The sequence below is a fragment of the Zunongwangia atlantica 22II14-10F7 genome, assembly GCF_002094855.1.
In the GTDB taxonomy this organism is placed as follows: Bacteria; Bacteroidota; Bacteroidia; order Flavobacteriales; family Flavobacteriaceae; genus Zunongwangia; species Zunongwangia atlantica.
On record NZ_ARYN01000009.1, the window covers coordinates 1 to 20,036 of the forward strand.

At 33.2% G+C, this 20,036-nt stretch carries 13 protein-coding genes and 1 tRNA gene; 9 read left to right on the top strand and 5 right to left on the bottom strand.

Translation table 11 applies throughout. From position 1 onward, the window contains the following. Positions 1-791: 791 nt before the first annotated feature. The 3 genes from IIF7_RS10620 to IIF7_RS10630 form a co-directional block, all read right to left on the bottom strand. Positions 792-1,259: a PEGA domain-containing protein gene (locus IIF7_RS10620; protein WP_084841674.1), complete on the bottom strand. Its 468-nt coding sequence runs from the start codon at positions 1,257-1,259 to the stop codon at positions 792-794. A gap of 7 nt (positions 1,260-1,266) precedes the next feature. Next, positions 1,267-1,659, bottom strand: a complete 393-nt coding sequence (locus IIF7_RS10625) for a hypothetical protein (RefSeq protein ID WP_245801616.1) — start codon at positions 1,657-1,659, stop codon at positions 1,267-1,269. Positions 1,660-2,296: 637 nt separating this feature from the next. Further along, positions 2,297-7,945 carry a reverse transcriptase domain-containing protein gene (locus tag IIF7_RS10630; protein ID WP_084841676.1) on the bottom strand — a complete coding sequence of 1,883 codons (5,649 nt, stop codon included), beginning with the start codon at positions 7,943-7,945 and terminating at the stop codon, positions 2,297-2,299. Between the two features lie 383 nt (positions 7,946-8,328). Here IIF7_RS10630 and IIF7_RS10635 point away from each other — a divergent pair, with 383 nt between their 5' ends. Continuing rightward, on the top strand, positions 8,329-8,691 hold the full coding sequence (locus tag IIF7_RS10635; protein ID WP_084841677.1) for a hypothetical protein: 363 nt from the start codon (positions 8,329-8,331) through the stop codon (positions 8,689-8,691). Between the two features lie 43 nt (positions 8,692-8,734). Here IIF7_RS10635 and IIF7_RS10640 read toward each other — a convergent pair whose 3' ends face one another. Together IIF7_RS10640 and IIF7_RS10645 are read right to left on the bottom strand one after the other, a co-directional pair. After that, positions 8,735-9,994 (bottom strand): site-specific integrase, encoded by a 1,260-nt coding sequence (locus IIF7_RS10640; RefSeq protein WP_084841678.1) that lies wholly within the window; start codon positions 9,992-9,994, stop codon positions 8,735-8,737. 216 nt (positions 9,995-10,210) lie between these two features. Beyond that, positions 10,211-10,285 (bottom strand) — tRNA-Pro (locus tag IIF7_RS10645). A 141-nt stretch (positions 10,286-10,426) separates the two neighbouring features. Here IIF7_RS10645 and IIF7_RS10650 point away from each other — a divergent pair. From IIF7_RS10650 to IIF7_RS10685, 8 genes are all read left to right on the top strand, one after another. Further along, on the top strand, positions 10,427-11,611 hold the full coding sequence (locus IIF7_RS10650) for a PQQ-dependent sugar dehydrogenase (protein ID WP_084841679.1): 1,185 nt from the start codon (positions 10,427-10,429) through the stop codon (positions 11,609-11,611). 25 nt (positions 11,612-11,636) lie between these two features. After that, positions 11,637-12,104, top strand: coding sequence for a c-type cytochrome (locus IIF7_RS10655; RefSeq protein ID WP_084841680.1), 468 nt, complete (start codon positions 11,637-11,639; stop codon positions 12,102-12,104). Between the two features lie 48 nt (positions 12,105-12,152). Continuing rightward, entirely contained in the window at positions 12,153-12,761 is a 609-nt protein-coding gene (udk, locus tag IIF7_RS10660) for a uridine kinase (protein ID WP_084841681.1), read from the top strand. 18 nt (positions 12,762-12,779) lie between these two features. Further along, complete coding sequence (locus tag IIF7_RS10665) at positions 12,780-13,094, top strand: FtsB family cell division protein (RefSeq protein WP_084841682.1); 315 nt, start codon at positions 12,780-12,782, stop codon at positions 13,092-13,094. Between the two features lie 41 nt (positions 13,095-13,135). Beyond that, positions 13,136-14,536, top strand: coding sequence for a methylmalonyl-CoA mutase subunit beta (locus IIF7_RS10670; RefSeq protein WP_084841683.1), 1,401 nt, complete (start codon positions 13,136-13,138; stop codon positions 14,534-14,536). 2 nt (positions 14,537-14,538) lie between these two features. Then, entirely contained in the window at positions 14,539-16,662 is a 2,124-nt protein-coding gene (scpA, locus tag IIF7_RS10675; protein ID WP_084841684.1) for a methylmalonyl-CoA mutase, read from the top strand. A 209-nt stretch (positions 16,663-16,871) separates the two neighbouring features. Further along, positions 16,872-19,088: a TlpA family protein disulfide reductase gene (locus tag IIF7_RS10680; protein WP_084841685.1), complete on the top strand. Its 2,217-nt coding sequence runs from the start codon at positions 16,872-16,874 to the stop codon at positions 19,086-19,088. 30 nt (positions 19,089-19,118) lie between these two features. Then, positions 19,119-20,000 carry an SDR family oxidoreductase gene (locus tag IIF7_RS10685; RefSeq protein WP_084841686.1) on the top strand — a complete coding sequence of 294 codons (882 nt, stop codon included), beginning with the start codon at positions 19,119-19,121 and terminating at the stop codon, positions 19,998-20,000. Positions 20,001-20,036: the final 36 nt, after the last annotated feature.

Here is a 20,036-nt window from a genome sequence, read left to right on the forward strand (position 1 = left end):
GATCAAATGAAATAGGCTTTAGGTTGGTTTCATTTACTTCTTTTAGAGCCGTCACATTACCTTTTTGATATTGATTCCCCTACAGGATTTAGGATTAGGAAAAGGGCTATAAATAGGAAAGCGAAGCTGACCGGTTTATGCGCCCGCTAATACTCAATCCTGTTCTTTTGAGATCAAAAAGGTAAGGCTGTAATATTTTAAGTAAACTTATAACTATGCAATGTATATCGGTCAACCATACCGGAATGTTGCTAAAGCGAACGTAAGGCGAAAGCAAATTTTCTGTTTCAATCAATTAAAATTTTTGTTTGCTTTTGGCTTATGTTCAAGACCATTCCAACGAACTGTTTTGACTGCAACATAGTGAAAAGAAATAGGGTGAGGAATGTTGGATTTACACTTAAATTTTCCATTTTACGTCAAATTTGCTGCAATAAATTCCCTATTTATAGGGCTTCCGAGAGCCTTTGCCGAAATTTGCGTCAAATATGTCGAAAAGAATATTTTTTAAATTCCTAAATATGAGTATGTTATAGAACAACAACACCGCTTTGCGTGTTAGCCTCTTGCTATTCATTTTTTCGATTTTATCTCATAAATGAATACTTCTATTTTGTAAATCTATTTTTTAAAATTTGATATTTAAGCAAAATCAAAAAGCAGCTTTATTATGTAAACTAACAAAGAATAAGCTCTTATCCTGGATTGTACTAATTTACTGTCATTGAACTCTTATGGATATTAATAAAAAGGCTCATCCATTAGGTTGAGCCTTTATGTAAAATTAAAGATTATTCAGATCGCTCTAGTTGACCTACTTTCTCCCAATCAGGATCTACCTCCATACTAATAGTTATAGACAGCATACCATTGTCCGTTCTATAAGTAGTCCCTTTTTTAGGTTGTCCATTAATTTCTTCAGGTTTTAATTTAAACATGGCTCCGGTAATAGGATCTACAACAAGCCCAATAACGCCACCAATCAATACATTGCCTAAATACCAAGCATTAAATTTTTTTTCTAAAGTTGTTTGATAAGGTTTATACCCCTCAAGATTGAGTATGACATTATATTCCTGATTTCTTTTCAGTTTCTTTTGAATCGGTGTTTGCCCCATTTCTATTTCATTAATAGATACCAAGGCTTTTTTAGGGTTGGAATTAATTAACACTTCCTGTCTTGATCCGGAAATAATAGTTGCGCAACTGTTAAGTATCAATGCTAAGCAAATAGCTACTACTTTTAAAAAATTATTCATGTTATAATTAATCAAGTTTTAATTCATATTGTTCTAACTTTGAAACATCACCCTTATAGTTATAAAGGTCTATTTTAAGCCGATAACAAGAGCTCCATAAATCAGGTTTCTTCTTATTAGTTACTTTTACGATGTTTGCTCCATTTTTTCTAGCCTCTATTCGTGCTTTATTTAATAGGCTATTAAAGCTACAATCTGTGGAAAATCCTGAATCTTGGAATCTCAATTCTCCTACTTTTACGAGGTTTTCAGGCAAGGGATGTTCGATGTCTAAAAAGGCTACTTCTTCATTGGACGATAATGTTGAATTTGGATTAGTAATATTTGATGAGATTTTTGGACTACAACCGCTTAATCCGATTATAATCGTGGTCATGATAAATAAAATTTCTTTCTTCATAATCATTAGTGTAAGTATTGACTAATAACCGGTTATATACTTCTTAGAAGTTGTTTAATTGAGCGAATATATATAATTCTTCGATTGAAATTTCAAAAAAATGATGTCAGTACTAAAAAAATATTTGATTTTATAATTTTGAAAATCAGTCTTTTAAGCGCTTTGTTTATTTAAACAATGTCCATGAAAAGAATTGCTCTCACGTATTCGTATAAAATACTTAAGAATTAAAGCGAACGTAAGACAAAAGCAAATCTTCCGCTTCAATCCATTAGTATTTTTGTTTGCTTTTGGCTTATGTTCAAGACCATTGCGACGAACCGTTTTGACTGGAATGTAATGAAAGGAAATATGGTGAGGATTACTCGATTTACACCTTCAATTTCATTTTTTACTAATTTTTACTGTAAAAAATTGCCTGTTTATAGGGCTTCCCAGAGGTTTTACTGGAAATTTAGTAAAAAACATTACATAAACAAACTATAAATAATTGAATATCAAGTAAATGAATATTACAACACCGCTCTGCGTGTTATCCTCTTGCTATTCATTTTTTAGTTTTCATTTCTCAAATAAGGGGCTTTCTCTTATCTAGGAATTAATATGAATGCCAATTATCCATACTTTAAAAATAGTTTTAGTCATTCCAGTTTGGTACATAATCAAAAAGAGGAGAAATATCTAATTTTGGTTTGAAAGTAAATAGTTTAAAATGTCTGGCTGGTAAAGATTTTTTTCTAAGAATTAAATTGAATTTGTCTAGATTACCTTTACTGAATTGCTTTTTATACTTCTTTTTATTCGGGACATGAAAGAGATTATCTATTAATTCGAAGTCTTTAACTAAAATTTCAAAAAGGTCTCTAGAGTCTTTATTTAGCTTATTTTTTAAGGTCTCATAGTTTACCTCAGAAAGGTTAAGTTTTTTAAAAGTATCAAATTGTAGATTCGTGTTATATTCCCAAAAGTTAGCTTTGATATTAGATTCAAATTCATTAGTCATGAAAGGAGAAAGAAATACTATTTTTTTAAATTTCTTGAAATTCTCTTTAAATCTTGTACTTTCACTTTTATCATTATATTTGAAATATCGTTCTTTTTTATAGTCTACTGACTTTCCATCAATTTCTATTAATTGATTATCTCCTTCATACTCACCATAGGAAATGTAGAACTTTAATGCTTTAGATGTCTGACCACCTGTAATACATATATCAGTTACAATAATTAATTTTTTTCCTTCTAAGTTTTCTTTTCCAATTCTTTCAAAATTGCTCAACCAATCGAAATCTCTTTTTTCATTCAATTCCAAATGATTCATCAACCTTAAAAAACCATTTTCATCATGGTTATTTTTAATTGGTATTATGATATTTTTAGTTTTGTCTGAGTTATAATCTTTAATTTTCTTTTCAAAATATTCTACCTGATTTTGATTTATAACTTGATGCAACTCAATAACATCTAAGAGAGCGTCATAAAGTCTGGCTATCTTAAAATCATTTTCCATCATAAACTTTGCAAGTTTACTACCTCTAATACTATTCTCATTAAAAATAGTCAGCCAGTCAATTATTCTATGTTTTTGATAATGTAAATAATGGTTTTCGAGTTTACTTTGAAAGTCATGTCTATTTATTGTTGAGAAGCGGCTATTTGCAAGCTTTAGAATTTCTGATTTCGGAAATAATGGAGTAATTTCTTCCATACCATTTAAGTTTCCCTCAGTCTTCTCAAGATTAGATAAATCATTTAAAATAGTTTTTCTCTTCTCTATTTGTTCATGACATTTTAAAATTTCATTTGGTAATCGAATGATATAGAGGTCATCATTTTTGTGGTATAGAAATAGTTTTCTATCAATAAAAGAGGTACTACGAAGTTGGTTTTTAGATACTTTAATAAACTTCTTTATGGGAAGGTCTAAAAAGTATGCATTCTCAAATTTAGTAGTTACATCATCTAGCAAAAAATCAATTTGTTCTTCATCCGTTATATGATTTCTTTTGATTTTTAAAGAAAATTTAGTTGCTCTGAATTTTTTGAGAATATCAACTAATAAAAGTATACTCTTTGGCCTAAACTCCTCTTTTAGACAGTCATTCAAATGAATATCGAATAGTTCCTCAACCGAATTAGTAATGTTATTTTTAGAACGTCTCAGCTTACTATTAATTTCATTTTTGAAAAGTCTCATTGAGTTTTTCAGTATGTCCTGAAATTCTAGTAAATTGCTGTAATCTGTATTAGTCTTTTTATCTACTGCAAAGAGAATATCAAGTTTTTCAGAACTATAGAATTTTTGATGTATTGATAAATAATTTATTAAGGTGTTGTAAATATTTTCTTTTCTAATTTTCAATAATTTCAAAACTGCGGAACTCCAAATAAATTGATAATTGAAGATGTCAAAATCATTTTCGCTTATTTCATCTAAAATTTCAGCGAACTTTAAAATAAATTCAAGTTCTGTAATTTTATCAGAATATAATAATGCAGATGAAGGAATAAATCGATTTTCAATGTTTTTCAATTCAAAATCGAATGCAGTATTTTTCTCTAGAAAATTTGTTTTAATTGATTTTTGTGCTGCAATTTCTATTATGAAAAAAATCTGCTTTTTAAAGTTTTGATAGTTATTTTCTACAATTTCTCCATTGTAATTTATAAACTTTGAATAATCCGAATAAAAAGGAATAATTGGAAAAAGTGAAACGCCAGAAGACTCAAAATTCTCATAGAAAACGGGGTATCCAGTTGAATATTTATCTTTAAATTTAATACTATTTCGTATTACGTCTGAGATGCGTATAATAAAGTTGTAAAAATTTAGAATTTTAATATTATCCAATAAATCTCTAACATTATTCTCTATTTCAAATCCTGACTCTAAATATTCTTCTGTAGAGTATTCTAAATAGTCATATTGCTTTTTTGGTTTTGTTTTTGAAACATTTTTGATGAAAAATTTCTCACCATCTCTCAAAACAATTAATCCATTCATCCCAATAATTTTTAATGGAATAGCAGGATTGGATTTTGGATATAAAACTGCATTTTTATTTTGAACCCATTTATAGAATAGGCTATTCTTATCAAGATTTGATGCCTTTAATACATTTTGTTTTTCCCTATATTCAATAACAGATTCCTCCCTGTTTGATTTGGAAAAAACTAGCATCAAAACAATATCTTTAAATCTAGATAATAAGTGATTTTTGCAATTAAATGTGGAAAGTGGAGAGCCTTGTTTTTCAGCAACTAAAATACCATATAACTTGAAAGAAAGATCAGAATTTTTAAACTTCAGGACTTTGTCTGTCCATCTGAATTGATGATCAAAATTTTTAATTTCACCTTTTTTCGATGAAGCTGAAAGTAAATATTTCCAAACTGTTATAAATTCGCTTTCAGACCTATCAATTACAAAAAGTGTCAAAAACGATATACATTTATAATATCTCTCTAAATTATTTTCGGAATTAAGTAAATGAGCTACTTTATCTTCATCCGCAACACTAAATCTTAAAATGTAATAATCTGCCAATTTATTTAGAAATCTCAAATCATGATTTTGAAGATGAATGATATCATAAATTTCTATAAGTGCTCCTTCCAATTCCAAACGTTCTAATTTTTGAAGTATATCACTAAAATGTGAATGGCTTAGAATAATTTCAGGAGTTTTCAATGCTTTTTCTTTTAATATTCTATCAAATGGAAGCTCAAGATCGATTTTGTATTTATATTTCAAAATGGCAATTAATAATTGATCTACTTTTTTAGTGTTATTTAAATGGAGAAAATTTATGATCAATTCACGCACCCAATCCTGGGATAATTCTAAAGTATTTTGATAGGTTAAAATTGCGTTTAAATAGTTACTAAGTGATAGCTCAGGAAGTTTTGCTAATTTATTTTTCAAATCAAGAAAAATATCAGGGGAATTAGCAGCAAGATCTGTATAAAATAGATAATATAAGGTTCCTCTTCCATCAGGATTGAATGGTAGTTTGTTTGATAATTGACGTTTTATAAATTTTAATCTATCGTCTTCTTCAAATTGACGATAAAAAAACCTTAGATTGTCCTTAAGGCCTAAAGAGCTACTTTCCGCCAAATCAGTCAATTGCTTGATAATCTTTTCAATCTCAATTTCGGAAAGTGAATCTTTTTTTTTGTTCGCTTTACTTAAATCATATTTAGCATCATCTTGATAGCGGCTGTATTCACCTGATTCGACATAATCAGATACCTTTTGTATAGTTGTCTTCGAGTTGTTTATCTCTAGATTGTTTAGAGATAGCCATTGAGTTATATCTGAATTTAGAACTAAAGCTCTTTCTTTAGATTCAACAAAAACGAAGATATCGTCAACAAAACGATAATAAAATTCCCTCTTCTTATTTTTAATAAAATTCTGCTCTATGATCTTATCAAGGCTATTAAGGTAGATTTCTGCAAGATATCTTGCGTAAGCCGGACCTTGTGGAAGTCCTGTTTTGCTATCAGTAGCAATTTTTTTTGATATGAAGATGAGATAATCAACTATTCTCTTGTATTTATTTTTCTCATCGGTATTTAAACTGTTGATTATTGTTTTAGTTGAATGTGGTAATTCTTCAAATAACTTTATTTCCAATCTATCAAGATCAATTCTATCATAGAATTTACTAATATCTAATTTTACTAGATAGTAACCTGAATATTCTGAAGAGAAAAGTATGTTTTCTATATTTTTACTGAACTTCGCCCAATTGACAAACCAATTTTCAAAAAGATTATCCTTATAAAAGTTCCCTTGGAATATGTAACCAAATGAAAAGTCAGATAATTCAGGATAGTATAGTTTATTTAGAATATAGGTGAAGTAAACACTGATAATTCTTATTTGGGTTTCTAAAGTGTATAAAGTTCTTACTTTTTCTTTTTCTTGCCGGAAAAATTGGTAATATTCAACCGTTCCGTAATTTTCATGATTTAAGATTTGGTCAATATTCTTTGAAATAGATTTAAAATTTGCGTTGGATAATTCTAATAATTGGAAGTATAATCTAACTTCATCTTGAGAACTATAATTATAAAGTCCGCTACATATTTGTTTGAATAATTTCTCGTCGAAAGATTCAATGGTGAACTTAGGAATATCAGTTAGAATTATTTTATCGTCTAATATCTCAATAGGTGAAATTATATTGTTTTCTGAACAATATTCACATTTTTCCCCAAACATTTCGCAGGTTACTGGATTAAGAAAGTCTAAATTTTCAATTAACTTACGAGTAATTTCTGGATTGTAATTTTGAATTCTTGAAAAGAATTCATGGAGTAAATCTTTTCCATAATTCTTATTTTCTCTTGTTTTCAAGTGAATTAATAGACCAACCATTATCAATCGACTCTTGTTGTTGAGTCCTTTTTCATATTCTGCCAATAAGGATCTTATATTAGAGCAATTTCTAAGTTTACTCAAAACTTTGTTGAGCTCAATCTCATAAGAAATTTCAGATTGACTTACCTTCAAAAAGTTAGTTTTTACACTTTTTTTAGCAACTTTTTTAAAATCTACTATGTCATTCTCGAACCTTTCTGCGGTGTATACCTCAATGGAGTTCAGGATTTTTAGTTGCTCAGAATAGAAGTCTATCGGGGAATTTTGGTTATAAAGAGGATTATAATTATTCTGGATAAAATATGATCTTACTCCTAATCTATGATAAGATAGAGGTAGTTTTACACCATATCCTATTCCCTTTGATTTGTAGGCTGTTTTCGGTATTTTTGGAAATATTTCAACATCTACGTAATTTGGAATTTTGGGTTTTATAGAGGTCTTAATATAGTTTACAAAATAATATGCGTTTTCCTTAGAAATCAAATCTTCGAATATTACCCATATATGATAACCTCTTCTACCGCTAAACTCTTTTACAAATGGTATTTCTAATCTTTGAAGAAGTATAGCAATTTCTTCAGTAGCGAATTGAACTTTCTCTAGAGTTTCTTCCGTTACCTTTTTGTCTTGTTCCAATTTAGCTTTTACTATATCTATGTCAAAGCAAACCCATTTTACAAAAGCTCTACCGCTTATATGTAACTCTTGATAAGTTAAAAGACTTTGTTTTTCTCCTAACATAGTATCAATCATATTAGGTGAAATTTTGTCTTTTAAAAGATGATATTTTCCTTCCTCATTCTGTACTCCATATTTTTTATCATCAACGAAGAAGAATTTCAGAAGTTTTTCTGAAATTTTTTCTTTTAATTCAATAAGTGAATTATTCATTTTCGAATTCAGATTTTTTTCAAGATAAAACAAAATAATAAATGCTAATATAAAATTTGGAAGGGTTTGATAGGTTAAATCTAATTTTTTCTAACAAACCTTACTTGCTTCAAGGTATAGTTTTCCTATTTTAAAATTTGAATTTAAATCAGAGGAATGGAAAAACTTCTAATAATATAAAAATCAAGCGCCCATTTTTACACGGGCGTTTTTTATTTTATCTAGGTTTATTTAAAGGTTTCTATGAATCAATTCATTTTAATCGTGAGTTAATCGTGAGTTCCAGTCAACGTTAAAATTAGATTTTCAGATTGATAAAATTGGTTTAGGTATATGATTCTTTTAGTACATTAGTGAAAGATGAACTAAAAGCAACTAATCTGATGTTTGATCTTGGAAAACTCTATATCCCTACCATTCTTTCGTTTGATCCATCAAGCAAAACAATATCTTTTACATTACCTGATTTCTTCACTAAAGAGCATTTTGAGCATATTCAGTACTCACTAGAACTTAATATTTTAGGCTCTGATGCTATTATTTACTACTACGGTGAAGATGATACCTATTTATCTCAGGTGCTAGATTTGGATGAAGAGTATATTGCTGCTGGTTCTTTAGAATATGAAAGTTTCGGAGCAATTCAGGAAAAAGCCTTAAAGCAGCTAGAGCATTTTATGCTCGATCCAAAAACAGAATTACTTGATCTTTTTAATCAAAGCGAAGAAGAATTTCCATTGGACTAAAAAAGGCTATTGAAATAGTTCAATAGCCTGTGAATAGGGTATATTATTTCTCTTTTCGTCGCTTTGTTTTGTCTTCTTTTTTTTGTGCCATAAGTTCTTCCAGGTTATTCATATCACTACTGATTTTATTTTCCATCACTCGTGCATAAATTTGAGTGGTCGATAATTTGGTATGTCCTAAAAGCTTGGATACCGTTTCAATCGGCACTCCATTAGATAAAGTAACTGTTGTCGCAAAGGTATGTCTTGCCGAATGAAACGTAATATGTTTTCGAACTCCTGAAGCTTTCATCACTTCTTTGACGTAGCTATTCATCTTTTGATTGGATAAGACCGGAAATAAACATTCATCCATGAGATCATATTGATGATCTTTATATTTTTTTAAAATGCTAGCAGCTTTACTGAGTAGGGGAGCTTTTACAGGCTCATTGGTTTTTGCCCGCCTGGTATAAATCCAATCTTTACCATCCATCCCCTTTACGATATGGTCTTTGGTGAGTTCTTTCAGTTCAGCATAGGTGAGTCCGGTATAACAGGAAAAAAGGAACATATCTTTTACACGCTCCAAAGAGCCACTTTTAAAATAAGTTTCTTCTACTAATTTTAATTCCCGTTCCGATAAAAACTGACGTTCATTCTTTTCAAACTTCATTTTATAGTTCTGAAAAGGATTTTTCTGTATCCATTCCAGTTTAATGGCAAGGTTGATCATCTTTTTAAACCGTTCCAAATGTTTCATTACGCCATTGGTAGAACAGGTTTTTCTTTTTTTACTCGGGGAATAGGTGCGCAGGAAATGTTCGAATTCCGTGATAAATCGGTAATTGATATGTTTTAAGTAGATATCATCTACTTTTCTTTTTTGCTTTAGAAATTCGGTTAGGTATTTAGCAGTGGTATAATAGTTTTTTAGCGTACCCCACTTTAACACCGATTGAATCTGTGAATTGTGATAATCTACGATATCACTCAATTTTTTGTGATCTTCATCAAGTCCGCTGTAAGCAGCTTTAACGGCTTTAGCGCTAATAAGGTTGTCTTTTTCCAACAAACGCTTGTGCGTCTCTAATAATTGGTAGTAAACCTGATCTAAATAACGGTTCATTTGTTTGATGCGTCCGCTAGATCCTCGAAGCCGCCCTTTGGAAGAGTCCCATTCATTCACTGAAGTTTTACGTTGGAGGCTCATTTCGGCTGATTTACCATTGACGGTAATACGGGCATAAATAGAAAGTTTCTCAGCATTTTTACTGATCTTTCTGGTAAAGAATAATACGGAAAAGGTGGTAAACTCTGGCATAAGCTGGTTTTTTAATGAAACAAACATGACTATAGACGAAAATCAAATCAGCCGTTATGCACTCTTAAGGTAAGAAATAAATGAAGAAAAAGCATTCACCGAATCATTCACTGAACAGAACCATAAACTTTGGTTTTAGATGGTATATCCTAAAACAAAAAATCACCGAAAATACTTGATTTCCAGTGATTTTGCTAAAGTTTGGTACTTAGTTCGTCGGGGTGGCAGGATTCGAACCTGCGACCTCCTGCTCCCAAAGCAGGCGCGATGACCGGGCTACGCTACACCCCGTTTTACAATTGTTATTCTCAATTGCGGGTGCAAATATAATAATTCTTTTAGCACCACAATGGAAAGTTTAGATTTTTTATATATTAGTTCATTAAATAGCTTTTAATCCCTTAAATTACAACCAATCTCATAACACCACTCATGAAAAAAACTTTTATTCAATTAGGAATTGTTTTAAGCTTAATCTCTTGCGGCCAGAGTACTGAAGAAAAGGATACTGCAGAGAAGCAGGAAACCCCAAAAAATACAGAAGAAACTCAACAAGAAGTACCAGAGCCAATCCCGGCCGAGACTAATGATAATTACGACACAGAAGTTGTTGTAGAAGGCATTGCTATCCCATGGGGAATCGATTTTCTTCCAGATAATAGTATGCTAGTTGCGGACAAATCTGGTGACATCTATCATTACAAAGACGGGCAAAAACAAAAACTTTCTAATATTCCTGAAGTTTATGTGCGTGGCCAGGGCGGATTACTTGATATCGCTGTACACCCAGATTATGCAAATAATGGTTGGATTTATTTTACCTATGCGTCTTCTGAAGGTGAAGGCGAAGGTGGAAATACTGCAATCGCCAGAGCTAAGATCGACGGTACTCAACTTACCAATGTAGAAGTATTATATAAAGCTGGTCCAAATACTACTAAAGGACAGCATTTTGGTTCCAGAATTAGTTTCGATAAAGAGGGTTACTTATATTTTTCAGCCGGAGAACGCGGCGCTCGTGATGAAAATCCACAGGATATTACGAGAGACAACGGTAAAGTTTATCGCTTAAATGATGATGGTAGCATCCCGCAGGACAATCCATTTGTTGGAGAAGATAATGCTAAAGAAGCTATCTATTCTTATGGGCATCGTAATCCACAGGGAATGATCTTAAATCCTGAAACTGGCGAAATTTGGGTTCACGAACATGGCCCACAAGGCGGTGATGAAATAAATGTTGTAAAAGCAGGTGCTAACTACGGATGGCCGGTTGTTACCTACGGAGAAAATTACGATAGTACTCCTATCACAGACGAGCGTAGCCGCCCAGAATTTGAAGATCCTATTTTTTATTGGCTACCTTCAATAGCACCAAGCGGATTCGCATATGTAACTTCTGAAGAATATCCAGAACTTCAAGGGAATTTACTAGCCGGCTCCCTTAAATTTCAATATTTAGAACTTTTAATTTTAGACGGAAAGAAAATCACCAAAAGAGAGAAATTAGTCGAAAATGTTGGAAGATTAAGAGAAGTTGTTGAAGGACCCGATGGAAATATCTATCTTGGCGTGGAAGGAAAAGGCGTATTGAAATTAGTAAAAAAAGCAGAATAATTAGATTAAACACAAACGATAAACAATGAAAAAGTTATTAAGTATTGCCGTGATTCTGGGAGCTATGGCTTGCAAATCAGACAAAAAGCAGGAAACTACCGAAGAGGAAGAAACCTACACTATCCCGGCAGATAACAGTTCAGCAGAAAAAACACCTTTAGACGAAAGTATCGCCAGAGGTAAAAAAGTGTATTCTCAGCTATGTGTTACCTGTCACCTTCCTACCGGAAAAGGAATCCCGGGAACTTATCCTCCACTAGACGGTTCTAACTGGTTAACAGAAAAAAGAACTGAAAGTATTCGTGGTGTAAAATACGGTATGCAGGGACCAATCACCGTAAACGGTAAAGAATACGATAACGTAATGACTCCTATGGGATTAAGTGACCAGGAAGTTGCAGATGCTCTTAACTATGCAATGAACTCCTGGAGCAACAAAATCGACGATATGGTAACCGAAGAAGAAGTTGCCGCAGTAGAAAAATCTGAATAAAATTTAATTTTTGGGGTAAATAATTAAATTTGCCCCAAATTTTCTCAGATGCTTATAATTGGAATTGCCGGAGGTACAGGTAGCGGAAAGACTACCGTTGTAAATCAAATAATCGACGAGTTAAAGAATGAAGAAGTAGATGTAATCTCTCAGGATTCCTATTATATGGATACCAGCCATCTTAGCTTCGAAGAACGTAAAAAGATCAACTTCGATCATCCAAAATCTATAGATTTCGATCTATTGGTTTCTCACCTAAAGGAATTAAAAGCCGGTAACAATGTAATGCAGCCGGTATATTCATTTAAAGAACATAATAGGACAGGAGAATTTATAGAAGTTCATCCTCGTAAAGTGGTTATCGTAGAAGGCATTCTTATCCTTGCTCACGCCGATATTCGTGATATGTTCGATATCAAAATTTATGTACATGCAGATAGTGACGAGCGTTTGATTCGTCGTCTTAAACGAGATATTGCAGATCGTGGTCGTGATCTGGAAGAAGTGCTTTGGCGTTACCAAACAACATTAAAACCAATGCATAACCAGTTTATAGAACCTACCAAAGAATTTGCAGATCTTATAATCCCTACCAATCGTTACAATACGGTAGCTGTTGATATCGTTCAGACAATTATAAAAGATCGCTTATCCTAATTTTGTATATTTAAGCACATGAAATTAAAAGAACTTCGCAACAAAAGATGGTTTAAAATACTTAGCAATAAATATGTATTGCTGGGGCTTATTTTTGCGATATGGATGTTCTTTTTAGATAGTAATTCCTGGTTTATCCACCACGAACTTAACCAGGAAATTAACGAGCTTAGAGAAAACAAGGACTATTATCAAAAAGAAATTTCTCGAGATAAAGCCATCATTGGCACTTTAGGCGATTCTATAGAATTAGAAAAATTTGCTCGCCAAAAGTACTATATGAAACGCCCCAACGAAGAAATTTACATTATCGAGTACGATACTGTAGATTAATATTGGGCATTTTTTCCCTGTTTTCTTAAAACCACACGATTATGGAGCAATCATTATTTCAGGATTTTGATGAAGTTTCTGGAAAACAATGGAAACAGAAAATTCAGTTTGAGCTAGACGGTGTAGATTATCAAAACCTGGTAACGCATACTTTAGATGGCGTAGACATTAGGCCATTTTATCATCAGGACGATCAAATTGAAGCTTTACAGATAGATTCTTGTAAAGATTGGTCGATTTGCGACCAGATTTTTGTGGTTTCTGAAGAAAAAAGTAATTACCGCGCTTTAAAATTAGTTGAAAAAGGAGCTGAAAGTATCTGGTTTATCATTTCTTCGGAAGAAACCGATCTAAAAAAGCTATTCAAAAACTTCGATTTTCAGTCCACTCCTATTTACCTGAAATTCACTTTTTTTTCTGAAGATTTTCTAAAAGGTTTGCGTAATTTCTTTCAGGATAAAAATGCGAAAGTTTACTTGCAGATCGATATTATTGGGAATTTAGCGTCTTCAGGAAACTGGTTTACTAACTTAGAAAGTGATCATAAAATTTTAGAAGAAATTCTTCAAGATTCGTCGAATTTCGAGTCGGTTATTTCCGTAGATACCATGCTGTATCAAAACGCCGGCGCCACGATTCCGCAGCAATTGGCTTATGCCATAGCACATGCAAACGAATACCTTAATTATATTAATAAAGTAGATTTTCTTTCTTCGGAAGTAAAAAAAGCGCTCAAATTGCAATTTTTAGTGGCCGTGGGGCCAAATTACTTTTTCGAGATTGCTAAAATTAGAGCTTTACGATGGCTTTTTTCAAGTATCGCTGAAGCTTACGGATTCAACAAAGAAGTTTTTATTCTCGCCCAACCTTCAAAACGTAACAAAACACTTTACGATTACAATGTAAATTTATTGCGCACCACTACAGAAAGTATGAGTGCAATTCTTGGTGGTGCAGATGCTATTTTTAATCTACCCTACGATGCGGTTTATCATAAAAATAACGAGTTTGGGAATAGAATCGCCCGCAATCAGCTTTTGATTATGAAGCATGAAGCGCATTTAAATAAAGTAAAAAATGCTGCGGAAGGTGCCTATTATATCGAAAATCTAACCGAACAATTTGCTGAAAAAGCCCTGGCGATCTTTAAGGATATTGAAAACGGAGGCGGATTTTTAAAACAACTGAAGGAAAGCATTATCCAGAAGAAAATAAGAGAATCGGCTGAAAAAGAACAGGCGAAATTCGATGCCGGGGAACTAATTTTAATTGGAACCAATAAATATCAAAATCCGGCAGATAAAATGCAGGATGAGATTCAGTTATATCCTTTTTTAAAGAAAAACCCACGAAAAACCTTGATCGAACCGATTTTAGAACGTCGATTAAGTGAAAAACAGGAAGAGCAGCGATTAGCAACCGAAAAAACTGTAAACACATAATTATGGGAAGAAAAGACCTTAAAGATTTACAGTTGATCGAAAAAAAAATAGGCGAAAAATCTACAATTTCGACCTATAAAACACCGGAAGAAATAAACATCAAATCTTCATATTCCAAAGAAGATATTGAAAATTTTGAGCATCTTAATTTCGTTGCCGGTACACCTCCTTTTTTACGTGGACCTTATAGTACAATGTATGTGCAGCGCCCATGGACGATAAGGCAATATGCAGGATTTTCCACCGCTGAAGAGAGTAATGCTTTTTATCGCAGAAATTTAGCTGCCGGGCAAAAAGGCCTTTCGGTGGCTTTCGATCTGGCAACGCACCGCGGTTACGATAGTGATCACGAGCGTGTGGTTGGCGATGTGGGAAAAGCCGGTGTGGCAATCGATTCGGTTGAGGATATGAAAATTCTTTTCGACCAGATTCCGTTAGATAAAATGTCGGTTTCAATGACCATGAACGGCGCTGTATTACCCATTTTAGCTTTTTACATCGTCGCCGCAGAAGAACAAGGCGTAAAACCTGCGCAGCTTTCAGGAACGATTCAAAATGATATTTTAAAGGAGTTTATGGTGAGAAACACCTACATCTATCCTCCTACTCCTTCGATGAAGATCATTGCAGACATTTTTGAATTTACTTCGCAACACATGCCGAAATTCAACAGCATTAGTATTTCTGGCTATCACATGCAGGAAGCTGGTGCGACAAGTGATATCGAATTGGCATACACACTGGCAGACGGATTAGAATATATTCGTAAAGGTTTAGAAGCCGGAATGGATATCGATAGTTTTGCACCCCGACTTTCATTCTTTTGGGCAATTGGAATGAACCATTTTATGGAAGTTGCTAAAATGCGAGCAGCACGCATGCTTTGGGCAAAACTGGTAAAACAATTCAATCCTAAAAATCCAAAAAGCTTATCGCTTAGAACCCATTCGCAAACCAGCGGATGGAGTTTGACAGAACAGGATCCTTTTAATAATGTAGCGCGGACTTCCATAGAAGCGGCGGCAGCGGCATTTGGTGGCACGCAAAGTTTACACACCAATGCTTTAGATGAAGCGATTGCTTTACCTACAGATTTTTCAGCAAGGATCGCAAGAAATACACAATTACATCTTAAGCAGGAAACATCGATCACTAAAACGGTAGATCCCTGGGCCGGTAGTTATTATGTTGAAAGTTTAACAAATGATATTGCTGAAAAAGCCTGGAAACTAATTGAAGAAGTTGAAGATCTTGGCGGAATGACGAAAGCCATTGAAGCCGGAATCCCAAAAATGCGTATCGAAGAAGCTGCGGCTAGAAAACAAGCCAGAATTGATAACGAAACCGATGTTATTATTGGCACCAATAAATATCGCTTACAAAAAGAAGAAGAATTGCTTACTCTTGAAGTTGATAATCAAAGTGTACGCAAGCAACAAATAGAACGCCTCGAAAAAATTAAGGCAGAAAGAAACGAATCTGAAGTAAAAAAAGCACTCGAAAATCTTACAAAATCGGCTCGAACCGGGCAAGAAAATTTATTAACTTTAGCCGTTGAAGCGGCGAGAAAAAGAGCTACTTTGGGAGAAATAAGCGATGCGCTAGAGGAAGCTTTTGGTCGATATAAGGCAAAAATTCAATCTTTTAGCGGAGTTTATTCTAAAGAAATGAAAGACAACGAAACATTTTTAAAAGCCAGGGAACTTGCCGATAAATTTGCAGAGCAGGATGGCCGCCGACCACGAATTATGATCGCCAAAATGGGACAAGACGGGCACGATCGTGGAGCAAAAGTCGTGGCTACCGCTTATGCCGATGTAGGCTTTGATGTAGATATTGGTCCGCTTTTTCAAACTCCAAAAGAAGCTGCAAAGCAAGCGGTAGAAAATGACGTTCATATTCTTGGGGTTTCGTCTTTAGCAGCCGGGCATAAAACTTTAGTGCCACAAGTTTTGGAAGAACTTAAAAAACTAGGCCGTGAAGATATAATGGTGATTGTTGGGGGCGTGATCCCATCCCAGGATTATCAATATTTATTTGATACCGGTGCCGTAGCTGTTTTTGGCCCTGGCACCAAAATAAGTGATGCTGCAGTACAATTATTAGAGATCTTGATTGACGAATAAGAGATAATTTTAGTTAATTGGTAAACTACCTCAGGACAAGCACGTAATGCATTTTTTGAAAATCGTCTTTGTATCGAGGCAAGCCTCGGAGCATTTAATCTCGATTATCGAGTTAAAATCCTGTATCTCCACAGGATTTTTTTGATTTACAGTAAACTACACATCATTTTTCTTACCTTTAGGGATAAAATTTCATCAATCTATATCCCATGAGAATTCACAAAAGCCTCTTCTGTACATTCTTCTTATTATTTTCGATTTTAAATATATCTGCTGAAAATTTGGATTCAGTTATTGAAGACCCTTCGTACGAATTTGCAAATACCAAGCAATTCAAAATTTCAAAAATCGAGCTTTCTGAGAAGGAAACTAAAATACACTTAGATTGGAATATGCCTGAAGGATCATGGATAAAATGTGGTAGAGATGCTTTTATTCGAAATTCAGAAACAGGCGAAAAACTTTCAATTCTCAGCATAGAAAATGAAGAATTTGATACCAGGATCACTTTCGATGCCTCAGGTGAACATCACAGCGTATTTATATTTCCTCCACTAAAAAATGACGTAGAAAAGATCGATTATAATGATCAGTTTTTTGGGCTTTCTTTACATGAGAAAAAAAAGGAAAAGTCTAAAGATATTCCTTCTGACGTACAAGATTGGATCAATGCCGCTTTGGCACAAGTTAAGGATGAACCTATAGAAAACTATGAATCAGACGAATTTTTCAGTAAAAAACCAGCAAAAATCATTGGGTATATAAAAGGCTACGATCAAAGAAGTGGTTTTGATACCGGAATTTATTACGCTTCTAACGTATTAACTAGAGAAGATTATCCCGTAACCATTGAAATAAAAGAAGACGGAAGGTTTGAAGCTGATATTCCTTTAGTGCATCCAGTAAAATCCAATTTTTTTATTAACGGAAAAGTAGTTAAGTTTTATTTGGAACCAGGACAGACTTTGGGTTTAATTCTTGATTGGGAAGGATTTTTAGAAGCTAATTATAATTATTCCAGAGCTTACCCAAAAGCTTTTATTAAATATCAAGGAAAATTAAGTAGAATAAACAAAGAAGTAAATACTATTGAATTTACCGAATTTGACTACTCCGATTTTCAATCTTCTATTTTAAATAGTGAACTATCGGACTTGGAAGCCATTGCATTAAATGAGAAAGCCGAAAACGAAAAGATTCTTCAGAATTATTTTTCTAATACCGATCTTCTTGAAAAATCGAAGGAAATATTAAGTAACGAAAAAGATCTTATCACAGCTACGAGACTTTTTAATTATGTAATGTCCAGAAAGGAACTTAGAACACAACACCCAGATAATGACTATATAAAAGAAGATGAAGATATCGATTTTTACACGTTTTTACAAGATATAAATCTTAACAAACAAGCTCTTCTAGTGAATAGTAATTTTTCCGAATTTATCAATAGATTTGAATACTCGGATCCATTAAGATATCAATTTAAATATAACAATTTTGTTCCTGAAATTAGTTTCTTAGATTATCTAAAATCGATGGATATCAATCTTTCAGAAGAAGAAGAATATCTTTTAAAAAGTAAAGCTTTAAAACCAGAAGAAATTGAAGAATACAATAAGAAAATAAAAGTTTTTTTCAAAAAATACGCTAAAGAGAGTGAAGCGCATAGAAAAAAATACGTTACTCCATATATTGAAGATCACGTCTTTATCGATTTTATGGAACCCTGGCATAAAAAAGACTCGGTATTACAAAATCAACTTCACCTAAAAAATGATTTGATTTATGACATTACAAAAGTAAGATCTACCAAATTTGATATTCAAATGATGAATGAATCTAAAGTAGCTTACGACTACCTAAAAAATCAAAGTGCTACCATAGAAAACGAGTTTCTGATAAAAGAATTCACCAGAATAATCAAAGAAAAATTTCCAAATCAACCAAAAGAAAAACAAGTTGTAGATGGTGATCCAACTGAAACGACTATAGCTATAAACAATAAAATTATCACCTTACCTGATGGCAAACCAAAGCAGCTATTCTATGATATTGCTAATAATTATAAAGGTAAGATCCTTTTTATAGATTTTTGGGCAACAACATGTGGGCCATGTGTTGCAACCATAAAACATATGAAAGAAACCAGGAAAAAATATAAAGACAACCCAGATTTTGAATTTGTATTTATTACAGATGAGGCACAATCTCCCCTTAAAAATTATGAAAGCTTTACTAAAGAACAAGAATTAGAAAACCTTCATCGCGTAGATACAGATACTTATAATCGCTTTAGACAACTATTCAAATTTAACGGGATTCCTAGATATATTGTCTTAAACAAAAATGGAGACTTAATCGACGATGATTTCGAAATGCATAATTTTGACTATAATTTACCACTAATTCTGAAAAAATATAAGTAAATTCATTTCTGAACTTACAAATTCAGAATAATGGACTTCACAAAAAAAATGCTGCGTGACGATGCTTTAGCCGGCAAAACTATTGTTGTAACCGGTGGTGGTAGCGGTCTTGGAAAATCAATGACCAAGTATTTTTTAGAGTTAGGTGCTAATGTGGCGATTTCTTCCCGGAATTTGGAGAAACTTCAGAATACAGCTTCAGAACTAGAAAACGAAACCGGCGGAAAGTGTTTACCTGTACAGTGTGATGTTAGAAATTATGATGAAGTAGAGCAAATGCTTAACCTAGTTTTGGATGAATTTGGAGAAGTTGATGTTTTGCTGAATAACGCTGCCGGAAATTTTATATCCCCTACCGAGCGACTTTCAGCTAACGCCTTCGATACCATTATCGATATTGTACTTAAAGGAAGTAAAAACTGTACGCTGGCATTTGGGAAGCACTGGATCGATAAAAAAACTATAAATACCTCTATCTTAAATATTGTTACCACCTACGCCTGGACGGGTTCTGCTTATGTAGTACCAAGCGCCACCGCAAAAGCTGGAGTTTTAGCGATGACAAGGTCTTTAGCGGTTGAGTGGGCTAAATACGGCATAAGATGCAATGCGATTGCCCCAGGGCCATTCCCAACCAAAGGTGCCTGGGATAGATTATTACCCGGTGATTTAAAAGATAAATTTGATCTGGCTAAAAAAGTTCCGCTAAAACGGGTGGGCGATCACCAAGAACTAGCAAACCTTGCCGCCTATCTGGTATCCGACTTTTCGGCGTACTTAAATGGAGAAGTAATCACCATCGATGGTGGTGAATGGTTAAAGGGTGCCGGGCAGTTTAATTTGCTGGAAGCGATCCCTGAAGAATTGTGGGATCAGCTGGAAGCAATGATTAAAGCTAAAAAAAGAGGTTAAAACTTTTGCGATTGTTAAAGTTTTTGAAAAACCTGT

Bases quoted from the DNA above. Each gene is read 5' to 3' on its own strand.
- IIF7_RS10635 (WP_084841677.1), top strand. From the start codon at position 8,329: ATGTTTGATCTTGGAAAACTCTATATCCCTACCATTCTTTCGTTTGAT.
- scpA (WP_084841684.1), top strand. From the start codon at position 14,539: ATGGGAAGAAAAGACCTTAAAGATTTACAGTTGATCGAAAAAAAAATA.
- IIF7_RS10650 (WP_084841679.1), top strand. From the start codon at position 10,427: ATGAAAAAAACTTTTATTCAATTAGGAATTGTTTTAAGCTTAATCTCT.
- IIF7_RS10640 (WP_084841678.1), bottom strand. From the start codon at position 9,994: ATGCCAGAGTTTACCACCTTTTCCGTATTATTCTTTACCAGAAAGATC.
- IIF7_RS10655 (WP_084841680.1), top strand. From the start codon at position 11,637: ATGAAAAAGTTATTAAGTATTGCCGTGATTCTGGGAGCTATGGCTTGC.
- IIF7_RS10625 (WP_245801616.1), bottom strand. From the start codon at position 1,659: ATGAAGAAAGAAATTTTATTTATCATGACCACGATTATAATCGGATTA.
- udk (WP_084841681.1), top strand. From the start codon at position 12,153: ATGCTTATAATTGGAATTGCCGGAGGTACAGGTAGCGGAAAGACTACC.
- IIF7_RS10670 (WP_084841683.1), top strand. From the start codon at position 13,136: ATGGAGCAATCATTATTTCAGGATTTTGATGAAGTTTCTGGAAAACAA.
- IIF7_RS10620 (WP_084841674.1), bottom strand. From the start codon at position 1,259: ATGAATAATTTTTTAAAAGTAGTAGCTATTTGCTTAGCATTGATACTT.
- IIF7_RS10630 (WP_084841676.1), bottom strand. From the start codon at position 7,945: ATGAATAATTCACTTATTGAATTAAAAGAAAAAATTTCAGAAAAACTT.
- IIF7_RS10685 (WP_084841686.1), top strand. From the start codon at position 19,119: ATGGACTTCACAAAAAAAATGCTGCGTGACGATGCTTTAGCCGGCAAA.
- IIF7_RS10680 (WP_084841685.1), top strand. From the start codon at position 16,872: ATGAGAATTCACAAAAGCCTCTTCTGTACATTCTTCTTATTATTTTCG.
- IIF7_RS10665 (WP_084841682.1), top strand. From the start codon at position 12,780: ATGAAATTAAAAGAACTTCGCAACAAAAGATGGTTTAAAATACTTAGC.